This window comes from Xanthomonas sp. BRIP62411 (genome assembly GCF_003993525.1).
In the GTDB taxonomy this organism is placed as follows: domain Bacteria; phylum Pseudomonadota; class Gammaproteobacteria; order Xanthomonadales; family Xanthomonadaceae; genus Xanthomonas; species Xanthomonas euroxanthea.
In genome coordinates, this window is sequence record NZ_QEZI01000005.1 from 41,828 (window position 1) to 62,516 (window position 20,689).

Annotated in this window: 23 protein-coding genes and 2 tRNA genes; 8 read left to right on the forward strand and 17 right to left on the reverse strand. The window is 63.2% G+C overall.

Going from position 1 to position 20,689, the window contains the following annotated elements; genetic code table 11:
* Nucleotides 1–178 precede the first annotated feature (178 nt).
* The 3 genes from bfr to EO139_RS02100 all read right to left on the reverse strand — a co-directional run bounded on the left by bfr (nt 179) and on the right by EO139_RS02100 (nt 1,908).
* The gene (bfr, locus tag EO139_RS02090; protein ID WP_005990707.1) at nt 179–649 is read right to left on the reverse strand and encodes a bacterioferritin; all 471 of its coding nucleotides are present in this window, start codon (nt 647–649) and stop codon (nt 179–181) included.
* A 351-nt stretch (nt 650–1,000) separates the two neighbouring features.
* On the reverse strand, nt 1,001–1,210 hold the full coding sequence (locus EO139_RS02095; protein ID WP_024938191.1) for a (2Fe-2S)-binding protein: 210 nt from the start codon (nt 1,208–1,210) through the stop codon (nt 1,001–1,003).
* 80 nt (nt 1,211–1,290) lie between these two features.
* Nucleotides 1,291–1,908, reverse strand: a complete 618-nt coding sequence (locus tag EO139_RS02100) for an RNA pyrophosphohydrolase (RefSeq protein ID WP_024938192.1) — start codon at nt 1,906–1,908, stop codon at nt 1,291–1,293.
* A 118-nt stretch (nt 1,909–2,026) separates the two neighbouring features.
* On the opposite strand from EO139_RS02100, the gene EO139_RS02105 reads away from it, so the two are divergent.
* A tRNA-Met gene (locus tag EO139_RS02105) sits at nt 2,027–2,103 on the forward strand.
* A 52-nt stretch (nt 2,104–2,155) separates the two neighbouring features.
* Nucleotides 2,156–2,229, forward strand: a tRNA-Gln gene (locus EO139_RS02110).
* Nucleotides 2,230–2,676: 447 nt separating this feature from the next.
* Here EO139_RS02110 and rpsI read toward each other — a convergent pair.
* Together rpsI and rplM are read right to left on the reverse strand one after the other, a co-directional pair.
* The gene (gene rpsI, locus EO139_RS02115) at nt 2,677–3,069 is read right to left on the reverse strand and encodes a 30S ribosomal protein S9 (protein ID WP_016902423.1); all 393 of its coding nucleotides are present in this window, start codon (nt 3,067–3,069) and stop codon (nt 2,677–2,679) included.
* A 2-nt stretch (nt 3,070–3,071) separates the two neighbouring features.
* Entirely contained in the window at nt 3,072–3,500 is a 429-nt protein-coding gene (gene rplM / locus EO139_RS02120) for a 50S ribosomal protein L13 (RefSeq protein WP_016902424.1), read from the reverse strand.
* Nucleotides 3,501–3,681: 181 nt separating this feature from the next.
* Here rplM and coq7 point away from each other — a divergent pair, with 181 nt between their 5' ends.
* Nucleotides 3,682–4,335 (forward strand): 2-polyprenyl-3-methyl-6-methoxy-1,4-benzoquinone monooxygenase, encoded by a 654-nt coding sequence (gene coq7 / locus EO139_RS02125; RefSeq protein ID WP_115675816.1) that lies wholly within the window; start codon nt 3,682–3,684, stop codon nt 4,333–4,335.
* Nucleotides 4,336–4,565: 230 nt separating this feature from the next.
* Here the strand turns inward: coq7 and EO139_RS02130 are convergent, their stop codons facing one another.
* Both EO139_RS02130 and speD read right to left on the reverse strand, forming a co-directional pair.
* Nucleotides 4,566–4,880: a multidrug efflux SMR transporter gene (locus tag EO139_RS02130; protein ID WP_003483069.1), complete on the reverse strand. Its 315-nt coding sequence runs from the start codon at nt 4,878–4,880 to the stop codon at nt 4,566–4,568.
* A 163-nt stretch (nt 4,881–5,043) separates the two neighbouring features.
* Nucleotides 5,044–5,838, reverse strand: coding sequence for an adenosylmethionine decarboxylase (gene speD / locus EO139_RS02135; RefSeq protein WP_005990692.1), 795 nt, complete (start codon nt 5,836–5,838; stop codon nt 5,044–5,046).
* Between the two features lie 137 nt (nt 5,839–5,975).
* On the opposite strand from speD, the gene crp reads away from it, so the two are divergent.
* Nucleotides 5,976–6,668 carry a cAMP-activated global transcriptional regulator CRP gene (crp, locus tag EO139_RS02140; RefSeq protein ID WP_024938194.1) on the forward strand — a complete coding sequence of 231 codons (693 nt, stop codon included), beginning with the start codon at nt 5,976–5,978 and terminating at the stop codon, nt 6,666–6,668.
* Nucleotides 6,669–6,883: 215 nt separating this feature from the next.
* On the opposite strand, the gene EO139_RS02145 is transcribed toward crp, so the two are convergent.
* The 5 genes from EO139_RS02145 to EO139_RS02165 form a co-directional block, all read right to left on the reverse strand.
* Nucleotides 6,884–7,600 carry a haloacid dehalogenase-like hydrolase gene (locus tag EO139_RS02145; RefSeq protein WP_104583522.1) on the reverse strand — a complete coding sequence of 239 codons (717 nt, stop codon included), beginning with the start codon at nt 7,598–7,600 and terminating at the stop codon, nt 6,884–6,886.
* Nucleotides 7,593–8,390: an indole-3-glycerol phosphate synthase TrpC gene (gene trpC / locus EO139_RS02150; protein ID WP_104583521.1), complete on the reverse strand. Its 798-nt coding sequence runs from the start codon at nt 8,388–8,390 to the stop codon at nt 7,593–7,595. Before trpC ends, EO139_RS02145 begins: the two co-directional genes overlap by 8 nt.
* A 131-nt stretch (nt 8,391–8,521) precedes the next feature.
* A complete protein-coding gene (trpD, locus tag EO139_RS02155) occupies nt 8,522–9,559 on the reverse strand; it encodes an anthranilate phosphoribosyltransferase (protein ID WP_115675815.1) in 1,038 nt (345 codons plus the stop codon).
* Nucleotides 9,560–9,675: 116 nt separating this feature from the next.
* Nucleotides 9,676–10,308, reverse strand: coding sequence for a flavin reductase family protein (locus EO139_RS02160; protein WP_126944811.1), 633 nt, complete (start codon nt 10,306–10,308; stop codon nt 9,676–9,678).
* Nucleotides 10,309–10,486: 178 nt separating this feature from the next.
* Nucleotides 10,487–11,065 (reverse strand): aminodeoxychorismate/anthranilate synthase component II, encoded by a 579-nt coding sequence (locus EO139_RS02165; RefSeq protein WP_104583518.1) that lies wholly within the window; start codon nt 11,063–11,065, stop codon nt 10,487–10,489.
* Between the two features lie 453 nt (nt 11,066–11,518).
* On the opposite strand from EO139_RS02165, the gene EO139_RS02170 reads away from it, so the two are divergent.
* Nucleotides 11,519–13,099 (forward strand): thioredoxin family protein, encoded by a 1,581-nt coding sequence (locus EO139_RS02170; protein ID WP_126944809.1) that lies wholly within the window; start codon nt 11,519–11,521, stop codon nt 13,097–13,099.
* 96 nt (nt 13,100–13,195) lie between these two features.
* Here EO139_RS02170 and EO139_RS02175 read toward each other — a convergent pair whose 3' ends face one another.
* Nucleotides 13,196–14,359 carry a mandelate racemase/muconate lactonizing enzyme family protein gene (locus tag EO139_RS02175; RefSeq protein WP_126969177.1) on the reverse strand — a complete coding sequence of 388 codons (1,164 nt, stop codon included), beginning with the start codon at nt 14,357–14,359 and terminating at the stop codon, nt 13,196–13,198.
* A gap of 28 nt (nt 14,360–14,387) precedes the next feature.
* Complete coding sequence (dctA, locus tag EO139_RS02180; protein WP_241235891.1) at nt 14,388–15,860, reverse strand: C4-dicarboxylate transporter DctA; 1,473 nt, start codon at nt 15,858–15,860, stop codon at nt 14,388–14,390.
* Here dctA and EO139_RS02185 point away from each other — a divergent pair.
* Nucleotides 15,859–16,776 (forward strand): LysR family transcriptional regulator, encoded by a 918-nt coding sequence (locus EO139_RS02185; protein WP_104583516.1) that lies wholly within the window; start codon nt 15,859–15,861, stop codon nt 16,774–16,776. The two genes, dctA and EO139_RS02185, sit on opposite strands and share 2 nt — an antisense overlap.
* A gap of 52 nt (nt 16,777–16,828) precedes the next feature.
* On the opposite strand, the gene EO139_RS02190 is transcribed toward EO139_RS02185, so the two are convergent.
* Complete coding sequence (locus EO139_RS02190; protein ID WP_126944806.1) at nt 16,829–17,407, reverse strand: TetR/AcrR family transcriptional regulator; 579 nt, start codon at nt 17,405–17,407, stop codon at nt 16,829–16,831.
* A gap of 111 nt (nt 17,408–17,518) precedes the next feature.
* On the opposite strand from EO139_RS02190, the gene EO139_RS02195 reads away from it, so the two are divergent.
* Nucleotides 17,519–18,268: an SDR family NAD(P)-dependent oxidoreductase gene (locus EO139_RS02195; RefSeq protein ID WP_126944803.1), complete on the forward strand. Its 750-nt coding sequence runs from the start codon at nt 17,519–17,521 to the stop codon at nt 18,266–18,268.
* Nucleotides 18,269–18,533: 265 nt separating this feature from the next.
* Here the strand turns inward: EO139_RS02195 and EO139_RS02200 are convergent, their stop codons facing one another.
* Entirely contained in the window at nt 18,534–19,274 is a 741-nt protein-coding gene (locus tag EO139_RS02200; protein WP_126969178.1) for an NAD(P)-binding domain-containing protein, read from the reverse strand.
* Nucleotides 19,275–19,341: 67 nt separating this feature from the next.
* Nucleotides 19,342–20,085, reverse strand: a complete 744-nt coding sequence (locus tag EO139_RS02205) for an NAD(P)-binding domain-containing protein (RefSeq protein ID WP_104583513.1) — start codon at nt 20,083–20,085, stop codon at nt 19,342–19,344.
* 39 nt (nt 20,086–20,124) lie between these two features.
* On the opposite strand from EO139_RS02205, the gene EO139_RS02210 reads away from it, so the two are divergent.
* Entirely contained in the window at nt 20,125–20,568 is a 444-nt protein-coding gene (locus tag EO139_RS02210; RefSeq protein WP_241235892.1) for a helix-turn-helix domain-containing protein, read from the forward strand.
* Nucleotides 20,569–20,689: the final 121 nt, after the last annotated feature.

A 20,689-nucleotide genomic window follows, 5' to 3' on the forward strand; every position in this document is an offset into this window, starting at 1 on the left:
CATGCAGCTTCCGGGCAGCGACAGCCACGCCGACCGCTCATGACCTCATGCGCGCCGGCGTTGTTCTCGCGATGGAAGAGGCCGAAGGCCCGGCGGCAGAAAGAGCCAGGATGCAGTGAGCCGACGCCACCCATCAACGCGCCGCCTGCCGGCAGCGCTGCAGCCCGGTCAGCGGCCCTCAGTCGTCCAGCTTGGTCAGCAGGTAGTTCGGCTCGCCGATGCGCGCCACCAGATCCAGCTGGGTTTCCAGCCAGTCGATGTGCTCTTCTTCCGACTCCAGGATGTCCACCAGCAGCTGGCGGCTCACGTAGTCGTTGACGGTCTCCGCATAGGCCACGGCCTCGCGCAGCACGGCAACCGCCTCACGCTCCAGCGCCAGATCGCAGCGGAACATCTCGGTGGGGTTCTCGCCGATGCGCAGCTTGCCCAGCGCCTGGAAATTGGGAAGTCCTTCGAGAAACAGGATGCGGTCGGACAGCTTGTCCGCATGCTTCATCTCGTCGATGGATTCCTTGTACTCATGCTCGGCCAGTTCCTTCAGGCCCCAGTTCTTCAGCATCTTGGCGTGCAGGAAGTACTGGTTGATCGCAGTGAGTTCGTTGTAGAGCACCTTGTTGAGGTACTCGATGACCTTGGTATCGCCCTTCATGCGATGTCTCCGAGACAGTGAGCCGGCCGCACTGTAGCGCGTTGCCGCGGCGCATGAAGGAACGCGAATCGTGATCAGTTGCGGGACGCTTGCCCGCTCCCGGCTGGATCGTCGTACGGCCTGTCGCGGGAGCGGAGCTCTATCGATCTGCGTCGAGCAGTCGCTGCGGACTGCGGAGGGAACCAGCGGCGGACTGACCGATGACCGCAACGGTCCGGAGCGAGCGCATGGCCGGAGGCCAGCAAGGCGACCTGTCGACGCCAGTGGCGCGGGTGGCACCAGGAAGGCGTCAATGCACCCACCAGCCCCGTCAACCTGTCATCGACGACGCGCGGACGCGCCGGAGAATGCTCAGGCAGCGCTGGCAAGCCCCAGCATGGGCAAGGGCAGCGCGCGGCTCGCATGGGCCTGGCTCAATACATCGCCCGCCATCTCCAGGCACGACCCACAGTTTGAACCACAGCCGGTGCGCATGGTCAGCTCGGCCAGGCTGGCGCAGCCATTCTCGGCCGCTTCGCGGATCTGGTGGTCGGTGACCCCATTACAGATGCAGACGTACACGGTATCGGTCGGGTGCTGGCGATCCGGAGAGGACCGGCACTGATTCCACCGCAAACGAGAATAGGTGTCAATTCCAAACGTTAATCATTATTAATCCGAACCGCACGAGGCCCGCCCCGCTTGCGTGGACGCTTGCGCGGGCTGTCGTGCCCGGCCGCACTGCTGCCCGGCAACCAGGCCTCCAGCGCACGCTCGGGCATCACCCCGACCGCCGCCGAGCCGGCAATGGTCTGCGCCAGTGGAGCCAGATGACGCAGCGCGCGCGCATAGACCCCGCGCTTGAACATCACCACATGCTCGACCGGGTACCAGAAATCCACCCAGCGCCAGTGATCGAACTCGGGCGTGTCGGTGTGGTCGAGCTTGAGATGGGATTCGTGGCCGGTGAACTGCAGCAGGAACCACACCTGCTTCTGGCCGATGCAGACCTGACGCTCATTGCGCCGTACTGCCCGGCTCGGCAGGCGATAGCGCAGCCATCCAGGGGTGGCACCGAGCAATTCGACATGCTCGGGCAACAACCCGGTTTCTTCGCGCAACTCGCGGTACATGGCTTCCACGGGTGTCTCGTCGGTATTCATGCCACCTTGCGGGAACTGCCAGCCGTCCCTGCGCACACGTCGTGCCCAGAACACCTGACCATCCTCTCGCATCAGCACGATGCCGACGTTTGGCCGGAAACCGTCCGGATCGATCACGATGCGGACTCCTGAAAATCTACTGTCACCGACTCTGCCACGGCGACGGCCGGCTCACAAGCTGAAAACGAAATGCTTGACAACACGCGAGCGCTTGGTAAGAATTGCCGGCTCCCTAGGCTATGTAGCTCAGCCGGTTAGAGCACAGCACTCATAATGCTGGGGTCGGTGGTTCGAGTCCACCCATAGCCACCAAGGTGTTCATGCGCTCACAGGCATGCAATAATCTTGGCCCAACACGTTTTATTGCCCCGTCGCCAAGCGGTAAGGCACCTGACTCTGACTCAGGCATCGGTGGTTCGAATCCATCCGGGGCAGCCAAACACAGAAGGTCCGATCTGACGATCGGGCCTTTTTTGTTGCCCGATGATCCGCCCCGGCAGCCACCGGGAATAGCCCGCACCAACCACTGCCGCACCAAGGGCGCACAGGGATCGGCCGCAGGTGCCCCAAACTGCCGGAATGGGCGTGCTGCGTCGGCCAGGCAGACAGGCACCACTGCCGGAACCTGGCCACCCGCATGGCATCACCCCGGGCGGCCGTGCACAGACGCAGCGGCCGCCGCCAGGTTGTTGGCACGAGAAGAGGGCCATGCCGCCCCTGTGAAGCTGCCAGACCCGGCCCCGCAAAGACCTGCCCTGCGACCCAGCACACCCAGGCCGCCGAGCGCAGAGTCACGATGCGCACCCCCGAAACGACAAAAGCCCGGCATGGCCGGGCTTTTGAAGCGGGCGCCCCGGCGAACCGGGACGCAGCAAACGCGATGGATCAGCGCTTGGAGAACTGGGTCGCGCGACGGGCCTTGTGCAGACCGACCTTCTTACGCTCGACTTCGCGGGCGTCACGGGTCATGAAGCCAGCCTTGCGCAGCTCGGACTTCAGGGTTTCGTCGTACTCGACCAGTGCACGGGCGATGCCCAGACGGATCGCACCGGCCTGACCGGTGGTGCCGCCGCCGGAGGCGGTGACCAGGATGTCGAAGCTTTCGGTGTTCTTGGTGAGTTCCAGCGGCTGACGCACGATCATGCGTGCAGTCTCACGGCCAAAGAACTCGTCCAGCGGACGGTCGTTGACGGTGATGTTGCCGGTACCCTTGCGCAGGAACACGCGAGCGGTGGAGGACTTGCGGCGGCCAGTGCCGTAGTTTTGCGTGATAGCCATGATTAGATATCCAGAACTTGCGGCTGCTGGGCGGCGTGCGGATGCTCGGCACCCGAATAGACCTTGAGCTTGCGGTACATGGTGCGGCCCAGGGGGCCCTTCGGCAGCATGCCCTTGACGGCGATTTCGATCACGCGCTCCGGGTGGCGCTCCAGCGCCTGCTCCAGGCTCTCGGTCTTCAGGTTACCGATGTAGCCGGTGAAGCGGTGATACTTCTTGTCTTTCAGCTTGTTGCCCGTGACCACGATCTTCTCGGCATTGATCACCACGAGGTAATCGCCGGTATCGACGTGCGGGGTATAAACCGGCTTGTGCTTGCCGCGCAGGCGGCGGGCCAGTTCGGTGGACAGACGGCCGAGCGTCTTGCCGGCGGCGTCGACGAGATACCAGTCGCGCTGGACGGTCTCGGACTTGGCGGTGAACGTAGTCATGAGAAAACTCTTGAGTGGTCGGGCGGATTGCAGCGGCAATGACCGCTGGAACTTTGCCACGCGTTGTGAAGGCGAAACAGAAGAGGCGGGATTGTACGGGACAATACAAGGCCACGCAAGTCGCCGGCCGGCCGGAGTGCTGGCGGTTGGCAGCGGCTCGGTCGGGGGCCAGAATCGGCGCATGACCCAGACCTCCTCTTTCCGACTGCATGGCCCGCTCGACCGGCTGCTGGTCGAAGCCCAGCGCGCGCTGGACACGGTATTCGGCAATCCGCCCGCCGAGCGGCCCAACCCGGCCGCCGACACCCCCGACGTCGCACTGGAACCGGACCAGCGTCGCCACGCCGCCGGCTTGATGCGGATCAACCACGTCGGCGAGGTCTGCGCGCAAGGCCTGTATTTCGGCCAGGCCGCGGTCGCCCGCGACGCCCACACCCAGCAGCATCTGCTGGAGGCGGCGCAGGAAGAAACCGACCATCTGGCCTGGTGTGCCGACCGCCTGCACGAGCTGGACAGCCGCCCCAGCCTGTTCAACCCGCTCTGGTACGCCGGCAGCTACGCGCTCGGCGCCCTGGCCGGCTTGCGCGGCGACGACTGGAGCCTGGGCTTCGTGGTCGAGACCGAGCGCCAGGTCGAAGCCCATCTGGACGAACACCTGGAAACCCTGCCGGAGGTCGACCAGCGCAGCCGCGCGATCCTGCGCGTGATGAAGATCGACGAGGCACGCCACGCCGACCAGGCCGAACAGGCCGGCGCCCGCCCCCTCCCGCCACCGATCCCCAGCGCCATGGCCCTGGCCTCCAGACTCATGAAAGCCGTGGCGTACCGGCTGTAGCCGGCGGGATTGGGGATTGGGGATTGGGGATTGGCGACTTGCCGCTGGCCGCATCCGAGCAAATCAGGCTCCACACCTCGCAATACCCACCTAGAGCAGAGCCCCCTTTGTTAAGGGGGCGCGCCGAAGGCGCGGGGATAGGATGCTACGGAGTGGGGCCCGAGGTTTGCGTAGCAAACCTTGGGGGGGCAGACCCACGCAGTGGGACTGACCACCGGGGCTGACCACGCCTACCCCACCAACTTCAATCCGATCACCCCGGCCACGATCAGGCCGATGCAGGCCAGACGCGACCATGAGGCGCTGTCGCCGAACAGCGCGATGCCGGCGATGGTCACGCCCAGCGCGCCGATCCCGGTCCAGATCGCATAACCGGTGCCTACCGGGATGGTCTTCAGCGCCTGGGTCAGAAACCACAGGCTGATGCCTGCCAGACCGATGGTCAGCACCGTCGGCCACAAGCGCGTGAAGCCGTCGCTGTACTTCAGGCCCATGGCAAAGCCGATTTCGAACAGGCCGGCCAGCAGCAGGTAGATCCAGGGCATCGCAGTACTCCTCAGTTGAAAAACGCACAAAAAAAAAGCGACCCAGTGTTTGCACACTGGGCCGCCGTCGGCTGTGGAACGCGAGGTCATCGCGTGGCGGGCCGTCCCGCCTTGGTTCTTTCGCGCGCCTGCAGGCAGCCGCGCACCAGCTCGCTCGCTGCGCTTACTCGCTCAGGTTGCGCCCGTGGAACAGTTCTTCGATCTCGCGCTTGAGCAGCGTTTCGATCTTCATGCGCTCCTTGAACGAGAGGTTCTTGGCGCGTTCCTCGAACAGGTACTGGTCCAGGTCGAAGTCCTTCAGGTGCATCTTGGTGTGGAAGATGTTTTCCTGATAGACGTTCACGTCGAACATCTCGTAGCGCGACTTCACGTTCTTGGCAAGGAAGTGCTGGATCGAGTTGATCTTGTGATCGATGTAATGCTTCTTGCCCTTCACATCGCGGGTGAAGCCACGGACGCGGTAGTCCATGATCACGATGTCCGATTCCAGACTCTCGATCAGGTAGTTCAGCGCCTTCAGCGGCGAGATCACGCCACAGGTGGCCACGTCGATATCGGCACGGAACGTGGCGATACCCTCCTGCGGATGCGTCTCGGGGTATGTATGGACAGTGATATGACTCTTGTCCATATGAGCGACCACCGCATCGGAGATCAGCTCCTTGCCGGCCTGCTTCTTGTCGATGACGGGCTCTTCCGAGATCAGGATCGTGACCGATGCGCCCTGCGGATCGTAGTCCTGACGTGCGATATTGAGGATGTTGGCGCCAATGATCTCGGCAACATCGGTCAGGATCTGCGTCAGACGATCGGCGTCGTACTGCTCATCGATATATTCGATGTAGCGCTGACGCTCCTCTTCGGTACGCGCATAACAGACGTCGTAGATGTTGAAGCTCAACGCCTTGGTGAGGTTGTTGAACCCCTGTAGCCTCAGGCGAGGCAACGGCTTGACCACGTCGGTCTGTCCTTATGGAAGGCGGGAAAGGAAACAATTATGAGCCAAAGATCCCAGCAACGAAATGCCGACGTTAAGAATGGTTTACCTTGCATGACTCATGCCGTTAAGCTTCAGGAATTACACGCGGAACTACCATGAGCCCAGGAAACACGACGGTTGTGACTACGACGGTACGTAACGCTACCCCTTCTCTGGCGCTGGACGCGGGCACGATCGAGCGTTTCCTGGCGCACAGCCATCGCAGACGCTATCCGACCCGGACCGATGTGTTCCGGCCAGGAGACCCGGCTGGCACGCTCTACTATGTGATCAGTGGCTCGGTAAGCATCATTGCCGAGGAAGATGACGATCGTGAGTTGGTGCTGGGCTACTTCGGTAGCGGCGAGTTCGTCGGCGAGATGGGGTTGTTCATCGAATCCGATACCCGCGAGGTGATCTTGCGCACCCGCACCCAGTGCGAGCTGGCCGAGATCAGCTACGAGCGGCTGCAGCAGCTGTTCCAGACCAGTCTGTCGCCGGATGCGCCGCGCATCCTGTATGCGATTGGCGTCCAGCTGTCCAAGCGGTTGCTCGACACCACAAGGAAAGCCAGCCGCCTGGCGTTCCTGGACGTGACCGACCGCATCGTGCGCACCCTGCACGACCTGTCCAAGGAGCCGGAAGCGATGAGTCATCCGCAGGGCACCCAGCTGCGCGTGTCGCGGCAGGAACTGGCACGGCTGGTGGGCTGTTCGCGTGAAATGGCCGGGCGCGTGCTCAAGAAACTGCAGGCCGACGGCCTGTTGCATGCACGCGGCAAGACCGTCGTGCTCTACGGCACCCGCTAAGCGGTAGCGGTTGGTGCAGCCCTGCACCAACCGCAGCTCGAACCGCATGTCGCACGGCATGCGGGCTGATGTGGCCGGGTGCGCTCGGTCACCGACTGCCGGCCGTGTGCCGTGCATCGCCGACTGCTTGCCCGCCGACTCGATGGGCAAGGCCTGACCTCGTCGCAGCCGTGACCTGGCCGGAGCCGCTTACGGTACGCTTTCGGCACCAGGCGCTACAGCGCCTTGCCACCGCGATCGCGACATCCCCAGTTGAGGATCGGCGTGCCCGCCGGCAGCACCTGCCGGAACAGCGCTTCGCGATTGGCCTTCGGATTGACTACCACCGGCGCGCGCGCCGCCTTCAGCAGCGGCAGATCCGCGGTGCTGTCCGAGTAGGCAATGGCGATGTCGGCGTAGCCGCGCTCGCGCAGCATGCGCATCTTCTCTTCATTGTGGCAGTGGCGTCGCGCGGTGACCGCGCCCAGGCGTGGACCGACCAGGCTGCCGATCACCGGCACGTCCTGATGCGCGACAAAGCCAAGAATCGCGCGAGCAAGTTCCGGCGGCGCGCCGGTGGCCACCACCACACGGTCGCCGGCGGCGCGGTGGTCGGTGAACACCTTCAAGGCGTGCGGCAACAAGCGCTGCCGGATCTGCGCTTCATGCTTGAGCACGTACGCATCGATGAAGCGATTGAACTCGCGCGCGCGGTGCAGGCCGAAGGTGGCGATCCACACATAACCGGACACGCCGCGGCGGCGGGTCGGCAGCATCGCCACCATCGGGCCGAGGATCGGCGAGGCCAACAGCGCCACCAGCAGACGCAACGGGTTGCGCTTGATCAGCCAGGCGAACAGGTGGCTGCCGGAGTCACCGTCATACAGCGTGTGGTCGAAATCGAAGACCACCAGCGGTGCGTCGTCGCGCGGTACGGGATACGCCTCAGTCATGCGCGAAGAATAGCTGACGCAGCGACTCGCCGGGTTCGGGCGCGCGCATGAAGGTCTCGCCGACCAGAAACGCGTTCACGCCGTGGCCGCGCATCAACTGCACATCGGCCGGCGTCACGATGCCGCTTTCGGTCACCAGGATGCGGTCACGCGGCACGGCGGCGCGCATGTCCAGGGTGGTCTGCAGCGTCACTTCGAAGGTGCGCAGATTGCGGTTGTTGATGCCCACCAGCGGCACCGGCACCTGCACCGCGCGCTCGAGCTCGTCGATGTCATGCACTTCCACCAGCACGTCCAGGCCCAGCTGCATGGCCAGGCCGGAGAGCTCGGCCAGCTGCGCGTCCTCCAGTGCCGAGACGATCAGCAGGATGCAATCGGCGCCGAGCACGCGCGCTTCGTAGACCTGGTAGGGGTCGACGGTGAAATCCTTGCGCAGCACCGGCAGCGTGCAGGCCTCGCGCGCCTGGCGCAGATAGGCATCGGCGCCCTGGAAGAAGTCCACATCGGTCAGCACCGACAGGCAGCTGGCGCCGCCAAATTCGTAGCTCACCGCAATGTCGGCCGGGTGGAAGTCGGGGCGGATCACGCCCTTGGAGGGGCTGGCCTTCTTCACTTCGGCGATCACTGCCGGCTCGCCGGCGGCGATGCTGGCCTGCATGGCGGCGGCAAACCCACGCGTGAGCGGCAGGTCGGCGCTGCGCGCGATCAGCTCGGCCAGCGGCACGCGCGCACTGCGCTCGGCGATTTCTTCGGCCTTGCGGGCAAGGATGGTGTTGAGGATGTCGCTCATCGTATCGGGTCCTGGCGGGCGGGCATTATCGATCAAGACGGCCGCAACTGGCCGCGGCCACGCGCCGGCGCGCAGCATGCCAGCGGTGGCATGAGGGTGCCGACGCGTGCCTGCCGGTGCAGTGGCGGGGGTCAGCGCTGCGCGGCAGTCTGCCGGGTGAAGGCAACATAGGCATCCAGTCTTGCACGCGCCGAGCCATCGGCCAGGACCGCACGCGCACGCACGACGCCGTCGGCGATGCTGTCGGACACCCCTGCCACGTAAAGGGCCGCACCGGCATTGAGGGCGACGATGTCCAGCGCCGGGCCGGGCACGTTGTCCAGCACCTGCAGCAGCATCGTGCGCGACTGCGCGGCATCGGCCACCTTGAGGTTGCGGCTGGCCGACATGGCGATGCCGAAATCCTCCGGATGCACCTCGTACTCGCGCACCTGGCCATCGCGCAGCTCGCCGACCAGGGTGCCGGCACCGAGCGAGAGTTCGTCCATGCCATCGCGTCCCCACACCACCAGCGCGCGCTCGGCACCGAGTTCCTGCAGTACGCGCGCCTGGATGCCGACCAGATCCGGATGGAACACGCCCATCAGGATGTTCGGCGAGCCGGCCGGGTTGGTCAGCGGGCCGAGGATGTTGAAGATGGTGCGCACGCCCATTTCGCGGCGCACCGGCGCCACCACCTTCATGGCCGGATGATGCACCGGCGCATACATGAAGCCGATACCGGTCTGCGCCAGCGAGGCGGCGACCTGCTCGGGCTGCAACTCGATCGCCGCGCCCAGTGCCTCCAGCGCGTCGGCACTGCCGGACTTGGACGAGACGCTGCGGTTGCCGTGCTTGGCGACCTTGGCGCCGCCGGCGGCCGCCACGAACATCGCGCAGGTGGAGATGTTGAAGGTATGCGAACCATCGCCACCGGTGCCGACGATGTCGACCATGTGCCGGCGGTCGCCCACTTCCACGCGGCGCGAGAACTCGCGCATCACCGTGGCTGCGCCGGCGATCTCGCCAATGGTTTCCTTCTTGACCCGCAACCCGGTGAGGATGGCCGCGACCATCATGTCCGAGACCTCGCCACGCATGATCTGGCGCATCAGCTCGACCATTTCGTCGTGGAAGATTTCGCGGTGTTCGATGGTGCGCTGCAGGGCTTCTTGCGGGGTGATGGGCATGGACAAGGACCGTGGCAAAACGTGGGAAAGATATGCGGCAGTGAGCGTGATCGATCAATCCTGGCGATGCAGTCGCGCCTGGCGGCAACGCCACGCAGCACTGCGATGCGCAGCGCTCATTGGCCCGGACGCCGCATGCGGAAGCGCGCCTGCGCCTGCACTTCGAAATAATCGGCGGCGCCGCCCGCACGCAGAATCGTCTGTACGGCAGCAGGATCGTAGATACCGTCCTGCAGCGCCGCGTGCGCCAGATGCACACCGACCACCTCGCCCAGGACCAGCCAGGTTTCGATGGCCTGCCCGCTTGCGCTCTGCAGCGGCAGCAGCTGGCTGAGCCGGCATTCGAAACTGACCGGGCTGGCCGCCACACGCGGGGCAGCGATCAGCCGCGACGGCGCCATTTCCAGGTCGGCCAATGCGAACTCGTCGACCTCCGCCGGCACCATCGCGGCGCTGGCATTCATCGCCTCGGCCAAGGGGCGCGTGGCCAGGTTCCAGGTGAATTCGCCGGTGGCTTCGATGTTGCGCAGGCTGTCCTTGCGGCCGATGCTGGCAAAGCCGACGATCGGCGGCACGTAGTTGAACGCGTTGAAGAAGCTGTAAGGCGCCAGATTGGCGATGCCCCCGGCGCTGCGCGAGCCGATCCAGCCGATCGGTCGCGGACCGACGATGGCATTGAACGGATCGTGCGGCAGCCCGTGGCCCTGGCCTGGTTCGTAGAAGTGGAAACTGTCGCTGGCGGTGCTCATCGGGATCCGGATGCAGGTGTGGACGAAGCGAGGCGGGAAACCCGCTGCACGCTGGCGGCGCGCAGCCGATTGCGGGCAGTGCGCGCATGGGTCGCCGATGCATCGATGGTGCCGAAGACTGCATCACGACTGACGCAGGTTGCAGCGGCCCTTGCGACGCACGCGGTACGCATTGCGATCAACGCTGCAGGAAGTTCTTCAGCAGGGCGTGACCATGCTGGGTCAGGATCGACTCGGGATGGAACTGCACGCCTTCGACCGGGAACTGGCGATGACGCAGGCCCATGATCTCTTCGATCGAGCCATCCGGATGCTCGGTCCAGGCAGTGACTTCCAGCGCGTCGGGCAAGGTGGCCTTGTCCACCACCAGCGAGTGGTAGCGGGTGGCCTCGTAGCTGTCCGGCAGGCCGGCGAACACGCCCTTGCCCTGGTGGCGGATCGGCGAGGTCTTGCCATGCATGATGTTGTCGGCGCGGATCACATCGCCGCCGTAGACCTGACCGATGCTTTGATGCCCAAGACACACGCCCAGGATCGGCGTGGTCTGACCCAGCTGTTCGATCAGCTGCAGCGAGATGCCGGCCTCGTTCGGGGTGCACGGGCCGGGCGAGATCACGATGCGCTCGGGCCTGAGCGCGGCGATCTGATCCACGCTCATCGCGTCGTTGCGCACCACCGTGACCTCGGCGCCCAGCGCCTGCAGGTACTGCACGAGGTTGTAGGTGAAGCTGTCGTAGTTATCGAGCATCAGTAGCATTTCAGGCCTATCTCTTTGTTTTTAAAGGGCAATAGCCCAAAACAACTCACCGATACCCGCTTTGACACCTGTCAACCTGTCTGATACCCAAGTGGCCGGTGAGCGAGCAACACTGGAGCATATCTTCGCACGGGCTCGCTCAGCGCTCCTGTACCGAATCACCGCGATCAGCCATGCAGATGCGCGATCCATTCTGCCCCTCTCACGAACCACAGTGTTCCGACAGGTCCGGACCGGCTAGACAACTTGCACCCCTCGCGCGGAACGCCCGCTGTCTCCAGCTTGGATCCAATGTGCGCCGTCATGTGCCCTAACGATGCGTTCGGCGTGACGGCAGTTCGCATCCTCCGCTCCGGGCAAACTTGAAAGACGTGATGCTTCGAGAAATTCGCAGGCGTGGAGGTGTTTCTAGACAACCGCGCTCAGCTGAACTCCATCACGCAAAGGCTTCCCATGGCTCTGTCGTTTCGTTCGCCGTCCCCCATGCTCATCGCTCTTTCCGCGTTGCTGGCAGCGCTGACGGCCTGCGAGAGATCAACGCCGTCGGCGGCATCGGCGCCGCCCGCGGCAGCAACGCGGCCTGCAACGGCGCCCGCGATAAACTGGCATGAGGGAAATGTAGAGAAAGCCCTGGAAGAGGCCAGGAACACCGGCAAACCACTCCTGTTGTACTGGGGCGCCATCTGGTGCCCACCGTGCAACCGGCTCAAGGCCACCACGTTCAAGGACCCGGGTTTCATCGCGCAGACGCGGCAATTCGTGGCAGTGCATCTGGACGCAGACCTGCAAGAAGCCCAAACCTGGGCCGAACGCTTCGGCGTCAGGGGGTATCCCACGGTCATCCTGCTACGCCCGGATCGCAGCGAAATCACCCGGCTGGTGGGCGACAGCAGTACCGCCCAGCTTGTCGATAGCCTGCGCGTTGCAGCTCAATCCACCGCGAGTACAAAGCAGATCCTGGAGCGGGCGCTCAACGCTCCACAAACGCTAAAGCCGGACGAGTGGACTCTTCTCGGCAATTACAGCTGGTTGCAGGACGACCAACTGGTCGATGCAAAGGCTGCGCCCGACACCCTGGCTGCACTGGCGAAGGCGGCACCACAGCCGGCCTTGCAGCGTCGCTTCCAGCTGCTGGCAGTAGCTGTCACCAGGCAGAAGCCCGTCGCAAGCCCGGCGACGTACACGTTGCTGCAAACCGTGTTTTCCAATCCGTCGGAGGTGCGCAACAATCTTGATGTGCTGGTGCGTGGTGCTGCCACGCTGGTTGCTTCCGCGACCGACGATCCGGGCAAACGTGCCGCATTGTCAGGGGAGTTCAATCAGGCGTTGGCAAAGGCCTATGCCGATCCCACCTTACCCATCGTTGATCGTTTGCGGACCGGGTATGCCGAGATCGACCTTGCTCGCCTGGCACAGGGACAGCCGACCAGAGCGGAAATGAATAAGCCGCAACCTCCGCTGCCCGCAGACGTGGTCAAGACGGTGCACCAGCGCGTGCAGTGGGCGGTGACGGAAGCCAAGACCGATGAAGAGCGTCAGTCCACGATCACAAGTGCTGCCGGCTTGTTGGCGCTGGTGGGCGATAACAAGGGATCTGCGCAATTGATGCAGGCCGAGTTGACGCGTAGCAAGACACCGTCCTACTACATGCCCTACCTGGGTATCCTGGCCGAACAGCGCGGTGACACCAAGGCTGCGCTGTCATGGTTCAAGAAGGCCTACGATTCGAATGGTAGCCAGGGGACCGTGGTTGAGCGGGGCATGACCTATCTGGATGCGCTGGTCCGGCTCAGCCCGGAGGACGGTACAGGTATCGAGACGCTTGCAAGCCGAGTGATCGGCGATCTGGCGCGTCAATCCGATGGCTATCTCAAAGATAATCGCCAGCACTTCGAGGAAGTCGGCGCATCACTGAAGACGTGGAGCAAGCAGAACCCGGCAGGCAGCGCAGTCCTGGCCCGCCTGCGCCAGAAGGCGCAGACACGTTGCGCCGACGAGAACAAGCCGGCCGCCTGCGCCGACTGGCTGGGGTGAGGCGGGGCGTAGTCCTGATGCGCCTGCGAAGGTCGGCACAGGCACGCCCCGCGCAGGTGGTTCGCCCATCAGAAACGCAGCCAATGCCATCCCGTCCTATTCGGCCAGCTCACGCATGACCTTGATCAGGTCGGACTTGCCCTCGAAGCCGATACCCGGCAACTCCGGCATCACGATGTATCCGTCCTGGACCTTGACGCCATCCGGAAACCCGCCATATGGCTGGAACAGGTCCGGGTAACTCTCATTGCCGCCCAGACCCAGGCCTGCGGCGATGTTGAGCGACATCTGATGACCACCGTGCGGGATGCAACGTGCGGGCGACCAGCCGAACTGCTCCAGCACCTCCAGCGTGCGCAGATACTCGACCAGGCCATACGACAGCGCGCAGTCGAACTGCAGGTAATCGCGGTCCGGGCTCATGCCGCCGTAGCGCAGCAGGTTGCGGGCATCCTGGTGCGAGAACAGGTTTTCGCCGGTTGCCATCGGCCCCGGATAGAATTCGCTCAGGGCGGCTTGCAGCGCATAGTCGAGCGGATCGCCGACTTCCTCATACCAGAACAGCGGATAGTCGCGCAGCATCTTGGCGTAGGCGATGCCAGTCTCCAGGTCGAAGCGCCCATTTGCATCCACCGCCAGGCGGGCCTGGCTGCCGATTTCCTCCAGCACCGACTCGATCCGGCCGCGATCCTCCTCGATGGACGCGCCACCGATCTTCATCTTGACCACGGTGTAACCACGGTCCAGATAGCCGCGCATCTCTTTGCGCAAGGCACTGTTGTCCTTGCCCGGGTAATAGTAGCCACCGGCTGCATAAACGAAGACGCGGGGATTGGCTTGCCGGCCTTTCATCTGCGCCAGATAGCGGAACAGCGGCATGCCGGCGATCTTGGCGGTCGCATCCCAGATCGCCATATCCAGCGTGCCCACTGCGACGGAACGCTCGCCGTGACCACCCGGCTTTTCGTTGGACATCATCGCCTTCCAGATCCTGGACGGATCCAGATTGTCGCCGGCGTCGTTGCACAGCGATGCACTGTCTGCCTCCAGGATGCGATCGCGAAAGCGCTCGCGTATCAGCCCTCCCTGTCCATAGCGCCCATTGGAGTTGAATCCGTAGCCGACGACCCGGCGACCGTCGCGCACCTGATCGGTGACCACCGCCACCAGACTGGCGGTCATCTTCGAAAAATCGATGTAGGCGTTACGGATCGGCGAGGAGATCGGCTTGGTGATTTCAACGACATCGATGATACGCATTGGGTGGTCTCCCGCAGGTTGGTGTGAGTTATGGATCGGTTGAGGAGGCTGCGACAGGCATGGGCTCGCCCGCTTGTTGACGACGCATGATTTCCCGGGTCTTGGACAGATCCAGCGCGCCATCCCACTTGGCAATGGCAAGCGTGGCGACACTGTTGCCGATCAGGTTGACCACTGCCCTGGCCTCGTTCATGAAGCGGTCGACGCCCAGCAGAAGCACCAGCCCTGCAACAGGCACCGTGTCGATGGTGGAAAGCGTTGCGGCCAACGCAACGAAACCCGCACCAGCGACACCAGCCGATCCTTTTGAGGTCAGCAACAACACCCCAAGCAAGGCAATCTGTTGGTAGACCGGCAGCGGCGTGTTGGTCGCTTGCGCCACAAAGATGGCTGCCATGGTCAGATAGATACAGGTGCCGTCCGCATTGAAGGTGTATCCCGTGGGCAGAACCAGGCCAACCGTCGACTTGCGCACGCCGGCCAGTTCAAGCTTCATCATCATGCGCGGCAGGACAGCTTTGGTCGAACAGGTGCCGAACGTGACAAGGAGTTCATCCTTGATGAACCGGAGAAGTCGCAGCAACGGAAAGCCGGTCCACCGTGCGATCGCTCCCAGCACTACAAACACGAACAGTGCCGACGTCACGTAAACCGCCAACATCAAGTGCCCGAGCGACCACAGGGTGGCAAGACCATATTTGCCGATCGTGAAAGCGATGCCCGCACCGGCGCCCAGTGGCGCGAGCCGCATCACCATGTTGATCATCTTGAACAGCGCCTGCAGCCCGTTATCGATGAGATCGACCAGGGGCTTGCCGCGCTCGCCCAGCTGTAACAGCCCTACCGCAAACAACACCGACACCAGGATGACCTGCAGCATGTTGCCTTTGGCAAAGGCATCCACCAACGTGGTGGGAATGATGTTCAGCACGAAATCCACCATGCCCGCGTCGTCTCTTGCGCGATCGACATACTGCCCGATCGCGCTGCTGTCGATCGATGTGGCATCGATGTTCATGCCATCCCCCGGCCGGATGATGTTCACCACGACAAGACCGATCGCCAGCGCCAGTGTCGACACGATCTCGAAGTAGACCAGCGCCTTGATGCCGGTTTTTCCGACCTCTCTGATGCTTCCCATCTTGGCGATCCCGACCACGACCGTCCCAAAAATGATCGGCGCCAATAACATCTTGATGAGTTTGATGAAACCCTCTGCAACAGGTTGCATGACCACGCCCAGATGCGGCCAGACATAGCCCACCAGGCCGCCAATGACGATGGCGATCAGCACCTGCACGTAAAGCTGGCCAAGCACCTGTCTTATGCCACCTCGTTTCTGCATGATCGCCCGCTCCCGTCGACATGCGAACCCACCGGAATTGCCGCTTGCTGGACAACCTGCCTGTGGAGGCGTTGCAAGCTCGAGTCGGAGCGTAAGTGCCAGCGCCCAAGCGCTGCCAATGCCTTTTTTATCCGCTTGATGCACAATCGGCATCATGGAACTGACATGGCTCGAAGACTGCTTGGCGCTGGCTGAGACCCTGAATTTCTCGCGCGCCGCACAACGTCGCTTTGTCACCCAGCCGGCCTTCAGTCGGCGCATTCATGCCCTCGAAGAATGGTTGGGCACGCCGCTGTTCACGCGCTCGCGCAAGGAAGTGCTGATGACGCCGGCGGGCGAAGCGTTCGTTCGCAAAGCATCCGGGTTGGTCTCGGGCATTTACGCTGCGCGGCAGGAAACACTGGAAGTGGCCGGGCGACACCGGCCTGCGTTGGCGTTCCTCGCCACCCATGTTCTTTCTTTCACGTTCTTTCCGGCATTTGTCAGGCGCATCGAATCAAACACAGGTATCGGTGCGTTTCAGCTGGTCTCGGACACGCTCAGGGCGTGCGAAAAATTGATGCTGCAAGGGGCAGCGCAATTCCTGCTCTGCCACCATCATCCGCGGATGCGTCTTGGGCTGGACACGGAACAGTTCGAGCGGGTTGTGGTCGGCAACGATGTGCTTCAGCCCTTCAGTGCGCCGAAGGAAACTGGCGACGGCAGCCCGCGTTGGTCGCTCGCCTCAACCGATGCAATGCCCTTGCTGTCCTACAGTGCAGATTCCGGCCTGGGCCGCATCATCGCCGGGCATCCAGCGTTCAAGGATGTGGAACCGCGCCTGACACCTGCGCTCACTTCCGATCTTGCAGCGACCTTGCTGGCCATGTGCCGTTCCGGCGCCGGGATCGCGTGGCTGCCGCGCACACTGGTGGAAGAGGACCTCGCCAAAGGGCTGCTGGCCCATGCAGCGCCCGGCGACACGCACTGGGATATCGGCATGGAGATCTGCCTGCTACGTCACACCGGCGGCTTACCCCAGCAAGCCGAAGACATGTGGGAAAAGCTCAAGCAAGGCAAGCTGGAGACCTAGCGGGTGCGGCATGCGCGCTGCTGCGCGCTTGGAATCCGGGCGCTTGCCGCCGCTATCCGCCTGCGGGCCGTCCTGGCGCTCCCGCGCACAATCCTTCCATCACCGTCTCCATGAGCCAGGCCAGGCGTGGCTGCCAGTTCTCTGTGGCGTCGATCTGCCAGATCCCTGCGATCGCCAGGAAAAACTTGTCCGTGGTGATCCCTGGACGAATCGTTCCGGCATTCTCGTTGGCATCCAGCAGCAGTTGGGCGGCAGCGATCACGGGGGCATAGCCTGCGTTGCCTGCGCACTCTTTCGCGTTGGCGACAACCCGAAGCGCATCCGCCAGGCCCGCCTTGGTAATGGCGTATTCGGCCAGACGGTTCATCCACTCGCGTAGCGCCTGCTCCGGCGGACGCGTCTTCAGCAACTGCTCGGCGAACCCGGTCACCTGCAGCATTTCATGGCGATAGACCTCTACCACCAAGGCCTCCCGCGTCGGGAAGTGGCGGTAGAAGGTCCCTTGCCCGACGCCCGCCTTCTTGGCGATCGCGCTCAGTGGCACATCGGCCGAGCGCACCAGCTCCGCAAGCGCCACGGACAGGATGCGCTCGCGATTTTGCAGTGCATCGGATCGCGTTGGCTTTTCCATACCCTGTTCCTCACTGAATTATTGACAAACGGACAGTTGTCCGCCAACGTCTCAGGGCAAGCGGACTGTTGTCCGTTTGGATTCTACCCCTTCCGTACCCAGGAAACATCCATGAAGAACAGCGGCAACATCATCCTCATTACCGGCTCGACCTCTGGCATCGGCCTCGGACTGGCGCTGCGGCTCCAGCAGGCTGGCAACATGGTCATCGTGTCAGGGCGAAAGAAAGCGCTGCTGGATCAGATCACTGCCGAGCATCCAGGCATCGAGGCAATCGAAATCGACGTTGCGGACGCAGACTCTATCGTCCAGGCCAGCCGCGTGGCGGCCGAGCGCTACCCCGCCTTGAATGTGGTGATCAACAATGCCGGCATCATGCCGAGCGAGAACGTCTTCAAGCCAGAGTCCTTGCAGGCTGCCGAAGAGGCGATTGCCATCAACCTACTCGGCACCATCCGCATGACCTATGCATTCTTGCCGCAACTTGCCGGCAACAACGACAGCGTCATCATCAATGTCAGTTCCGCGCTGGGCTTTGTGCCGTTCCCGGCTGCAATGACCTACAGCGCCAGCAAGGCAGCAGTGCACTCATTCACCGAAGCCTTGCGTGTGCAGCTGGCCGACAGCAACGTACAAGTCATCGAGCTGGTGCCTCCGGGCGTTCGCACCAAACTGTACGGCCAAGGCAACGACGAACATGCCATGCCCCTGGAGGAATTCCTCGACGAAGCACTGGCGCTGCTGCATGCAGAAAACACCCCGAAGGAGATTGTCGTGGAACGCGCCAGGTTCCTTCGCGATGCGGCGGCCAATGGCAGCTACGACGAGATGCTGGGAATGCTTTCTACCGTCAAGTTCTAGGGCTGGCGCAGAACATCCAACTCGTCAGCACGGCGCCACTGCCGTGCTGACGCCGGTCATTCACCCGTGGGCGCATTAATGGCTGCAAGGCCGCGACCGCGAGATGCGCAGGCATGTTCGCCGCGCGCATCCAGTGCTTACAGGTGAGCGCCTTCGACACCTTTGCAGCGCGCAGACCATCCCGGTGCGATGTGCAACCGGCTGGATCCATTCGGTTTGGCACCCGCTCCTCACGAAGGTTCTTCCGATCCCCTGGAATCGGATCTCAGCGGGGCGCGGTCACTGCCCGGTTGCGCGTAACGATCGTCTCGTGACTTGGCGGTGCGTCGGCCCCAAGGAACTCGGCCATCAGTGCATCGCGATGACCCGGTGCATCACCCTTCACTGCGGCCTTGAGCGCTGACGCCAGCTCAGCGGTCGGAAGCTCGGTGCAATACGCAGGCGTGCCTGGCTGCTGCCGCCATGAATCTGCAAGATTTCCCGCGTCGACCGAGTCGAACCCGGCAGCGTCGAGCAGTTGCTGCGCGATCGCCTTGCCGGCCGGACTGTCGCCTGCCACCGGGATGGCGATCCGGTTCTGCGTGCCTGCGGGCTTGCCGCGCTCAGCCAGTGTCCTGGCGAGCACGGCGTTGAATGCCTTGATGATGGGCCGGCCAAGCTGCTCGCTGGACCAGACACTTTCCAGCTTGCCGCCGTCGACTTCCGGGATCCTGGTGCCGAGCTGCGGGTAGTAGTTCGAGGTATCGATCACCGCCACCTCCGCAGGCACGGTCGAAAACAAGCCGGCAACCTCGGGAATCCTGGCGAACGGGATCGACAGCACGATCACCTCCACCCCCGTGACCGCTTGTTCCGCCGTGACAGGCTCGGCGCCGATCTTGTCGGCCAGTTCGCGAATGCTGTCGGGTCCTCTGGATCCGGCCAGTTTGACGAAGTGTCCGGCTGCGACGAATTTGCGCGCCAACACGCCACCGATATTGCCTGCGCCAATAATGCCGATGTTCATATTCACTCCTTTCCAGGACATGTGAGCCGTGTTGCTCAGGCCCGCGTGCCGTTGCCCGGTACGCGGCTCACATGAAAATCGCGCGATTGATGCGCACCAGATAATTGCCATCCGGGGAGCCGGCCTGGCCGATCCGTTCGGCCAAAACGTCCAGGACCAGGTCCCTGCGTTTCGGAAGGCGAGCCTTCTCAGCCGCGGCCAACGCCTGCAGGATCTCCTGGCGAGTCAAGTCGGTGCAATAGACCGGACTGCCAGGCTGCTGCCGCCAGGACTCGGATAGGCTGCCGGCGTCGACCGCGTCCAGGCCGGTGTCGTTGACGAGCGCCATGGTGACGCGCAGGTCTTCTTGACGATCGGCAGCAACCGGGATCGCAATGCGTTGCGGATCGCCGGCCGGCTTATCCCTGTCTGCAAAGGACGCCGCGCCGATTGCATTCCAGGCCTTGGCGATCGGACGGCCAAGCTGCGCTGCAACCCAGAGACTTTCCACCTTTCCTTGATCGATGTCCTGGATCAAGCCGTCCCGTGTGGGGTAATAGTTGGAGGTGTCGATCACCACCGTCTCGGCGGGGATGGAGGAAAGCAGCGGGCTTGCTGCCGGAATACGGTTCAACGGGATGGAAAGGATGACAACCTCAACATCGACTATCGCCTCTTGCGCGGTGACTGCATGGCCGCCGTTGACGAACGTGTCGCGCTGAATCGTGTCGGGCCCGCGCGAGTTGGCGACCTTCACGTCATGCCCTACCGCAGCAAGCCTGCGGACGAGTGTCTTGCCAATGTGGCCAGTGCCCAAGATGCCGATCTTCAATGTAACTCCTCGCAATTTTTGTGAGGAAACAAGCTAGTAGTGAACGGTAAGATCAGCAAGAACCCACCAAATGGTGGGGTACTCACCAGAGGTAAGCCAATGGCTCAGGACCCGCCTTGTCAGGATCCCAAACAGCAGCGTGCGTGGGCCGCCACTGCAGCCCGCGCTCTTCGCGTTTTCGAGGGCAAATGGAAGATTGTCATCATCGTCCATCTTCTCGCGGCGGACGGGCCGTTGCGCTTCTCAGAATTGGAACGTCGGATACCGGACGTCACCCAGAAAATGCTTATCCAGCAACTTAAAGCATTGGAAGAGGATGGGATCGTCATCCGCACGCTTTATCCCCAGGTACCCCCCAAGGTGGAATACACCCTAAGCGCACTGGGACGTGCGCTCGGCCCGTCATTCGAGGCGCTAGTGCAATGGGCCGAATTGACAGAAAGCCGTCTTGCTACGGCCGACGACGTGCGTCGGGGAGTCTAAACCCAACCTTGCCGAGCCCACTACGCGTCCGCGCATCAGCGCTGCGCGCGATGGCAGCAGTTCCTATGAGCTTGTGCTGTCGCGGGACGTTGGACCGGCCGGAGGCATCAGGCATCAGGTC